Origin of the sequence: Vibrio penaeicida (genome assembly GCF_002933855.1) — a bacterium.
In the GTDB taxonomy this organism is placed as follows: Bacteria; Pseudomonadota; Gammaproteobacteria; order Enterobacterales; family Vibrionaceae; genus Vibrio; species Vibrio penaeicida_A.
Genome location: NZ_BFAQ01000002.1, coordinates 1 through 2,787, shown reverse-complemented (window position 1 = coordinate 2,787; position 2,787 = coordinate 1). Strand labels below are relative to the sequence as shown.

Sequence of the window (2,787 nt, the reverse complement as noted above, 5' to 3'; positions counted from 1 at the left end):
GTGCTATGGGCAAGTTCTGAAACGGGTGATAGCAGGGGAGTCATTTGAAGGGGTAGTACCCAAAGCGCTGCCTGAGAGACCTGTCGGCTCACCCACTAGCCGAGATCGTTCGCTGGAAATCATACAAGAGCTGAAGTGCCGATTTGGGTTTAGGAATAGCCATGATGAGTCGACTTGAAGCGGAGTTTGCCTTGCAGGTACGAGCATTGAAATTGCCTGTGCCGGAGACGGAATTTCGTTTTCACCCAGTGCGGCAATGGCGATTTGATTTTGCCTGGAGCCTCCAGAAATTCGCTGTAGAAATTGAAGGTGGTGGCTGGAATCATGGTCGTCATACAAGAGGAAAAGGGTTTTCGGACGATCTCAAAAAATACTCTGAAGCCATGCGACTCGGTTGGCAGGTGTATCGCTGTGACGCTGCATTAATCAAGTCCGGGGAAGCCATTCAGGTGGTTAGGACTTTGTTGGAGGAGTGTGATTAGTTAATACTACAGCACAGAAGATTTTGTTTCTCTAGTTTGGATTTCGAATACTAACTGTTCTGATACTAAATCTTTGTATGACAAGTCATTTCTTGAGCTAAGTTATTTTCCTACAAGTAAAAGAAAATATTGATTTTGTTAACAATCCATTTTGAGGGTCACATAAAAAAAATGGTGCATCAAGTTGAGTATGGGGGGTGATTGATAGTATTATGGGATTTTTATTTGTTCTGAGATCTAAATGATTAAATTTAAATTATTGATGCTTTCTTTAGCTGTTTCTCTTTCTCCATCAGTTTTGTCTCAAACCAATGTTTTGATGGAATTAAGATCTACACCTTTGAGCATGTATGATGCAGGAAAAAACCAGCTGAAATCACTAGTAGCTGCCGTCAATTTAATGGCTAAAATGGACAGAAATAAAAGAGATCTTCCTTATCTTACAGTGTTAGAAGACGGTAATAGGCTAGGTGTTGATGTTCAAGGGTACGAGAGAGCAAAAAAAATCACGGATAAATTTTGCAATGAAAGCTTTAAGAAACTTAGTTCTTTAGGTATTTCCTCTGACATACCTAAAATATTATGGCCAAGCTTATCCGAGAGTGATGCATTACAAATTCAAAAAGAATTATTTGTACAAGTTACTCTTGTTGCGAAAGAAAATCATAATTTCAGTGTTAGTTGCTCAAAGTCACTAGCTGAAATTTAAAGTTAAATACATATACTGTATGTATCCTTACACAGTATATACGCAGGGGACCAATTTTGGGAGGTTTATTAGGTCCATTATTGATGAAATATGAGTACGATACATTAATGCAGCAAGCTAGGATTTTAATATAGATTGAATGTACTTTTTAAGGTGTTAATTTTATTCAAGATAGTATCGAATAAAATTTCTTTATTTAATAATTCTTTGATGTAAATATAATGAGCTTCATAACGATGGAACTTTTGGATGTTATAACAGATATACCAGTATTATTAAGTTTGATTCTAGCGATCTTTTCATCTTATGTAGGAAAGCTAGGTAGTTTTATTGTAAATGGTATTGGAAGCCTTCCATCCAAATTTAAGCGAGTACATCGAATTAGAAAAATTAATAAAATTAGAAAGTACTTATTAATTGCAATCAACCCATATGACGTTACTTGGCATATTGTACGAACATATTTCTACTTAACAATGTTCATAATGTGTATATTTTTCTATATTATTTTTATAAAGATTGGCTCTTTTGGTAATATTTCGGGTCTTCCAACTCAGGCTCAACACCTTATATATTCACCTATATATATATTTGAGGTTTTGTGGATAGTTCAACGTGATTTTACACGTGGAATTATTCAGATGAAGCATGTTAGAGAGAGGAAGAAGCTGAAGTCTAGGATTAGTAGGAAAGGTGCAAATAAGTTAGTGTGATAAATAGAGCGTTAACTTTTTTATAGCATTGGTGGACTTAGATTGTAAGTATAATTTAGTAAAAAGAAATTATCCATATGATAAATAATGGAAAAACGACAAATAGAAAAAGAAAACAAAAAGAAAATATATATTCAGAATTTAAGATAGCACAAACAATGTGGTTTGTGACTTCTGTTTATTTTGGATTTATGATTACAGAGGTTACCAAATCAGGGTTGCTTCCAGCAATTGTCGAAAGTCATATGGACTTTCCACGTATAGTCCTTTCAATACTCACTTTGGTAGTTTACTTTGTCACAGCAGCGGAATCTTACTTATGGCTTAACCCTGATAATGAAAAAGCTATATCCTCAAGTAGCGCTTTATTTAAAGGTGCATTTTTGCTTGTTTTTTTAGTAGCGGTAATTGTTCATGTCTTTCTCTATTATCCTCTAATTAGTATGGTTGAGACCCAAGATGTTTCTTTTTGGACAAAATCATTGTCAGTGCTAATCTTTGTTTATATGTTGTATAATGTAATTTGGGGATTGATGCGGTATTTGATAGAACGAGATGTGATCTCAGACTATGGAGATTGTCCAAGTTGGTTTCAAATTTTAATTTACATTCTATTATATTCATCTTTCTCATTGATTTTTTTGATTATATCTTTGGTTTGTGATATTTGGACCTTAAAGACAAGTATAACTATAACAACCATTTTTTTTCTGATTTACTTTTTTCTCTACTTTTATATATGGTGGGATAATTGGCATAAAAATGCTTTGAAAATAAAATCGAACATTAATTACTAGTCACTATATTTCTAATTTTTTATAGTTGGAATCGGCTTTAAATCCATTGTCATAATTATTTGTTAACGTTGATTGTTGTACTTTAT

Annotated in this window: 3 protein-coding genes; all 3 read left to right on the top strand. The window is 33.8% G+C overall.

Translation table 11 applies throughout. The features are described from left to right. Nucleotides 1–161 precede the first annotated feature (161 nt). Complete coding sequence (locus VPNCDNU1_RS00270) at nucleotides 162–482, top strand: hypothetical protein (protein WP_201797094.1); 321 nt, start codon at nucleotides 162–164, stop codon at nucleotides 480–482. Nucleotides 483–723: 241 nt separating this feature from the next. Further along, entirely contained in the window at nucleotides 724–1,191 is a 468-nt protein-coding gene (locus tag VPNCDNU1_RS00265; RefSeq protein WP_104398493.1) for a hypothetical protein, read from the top strand. A gap of 790 nt (nucleotides 1,192–1,981) precedes the next feature. Beyond that, a complete protein-coding gene (locus VPNCDNU1_RS00255; protein ID WP_104398491.1) occupies nucleotides 1,982–2,701 on the top strand; it encodes a hypothetical protein in 720 nt (239 codons plus the stop codon). Nucleotides 2,702–2,787 lie beyond the last annotated feature (86 nt).

Coding starts and splice junctions, on each gene's coding strand:
- VPNCDNU1_RS00270 (WP_201797094.1), top strand. CDS start 162: ATGATGAGTCGACTTGAAGCGGAGTTTGCCTTGCAGGTACGAGCATTG.
- VPNCDNU1_RS00265 (WP_104398493.1), top strand. CDS start 724: ATGATTAAATTTAAATTATTGATGCTTTCTTTAGCTGTTTCTCTTTCT.
- VPNCDNU1_RS00255 (WP_104398491.1), top strand. CDS start 1,982: ATGATAAATAATGGAAAAACGACAAATAGAAAAAGAAAACAAAAAGAA.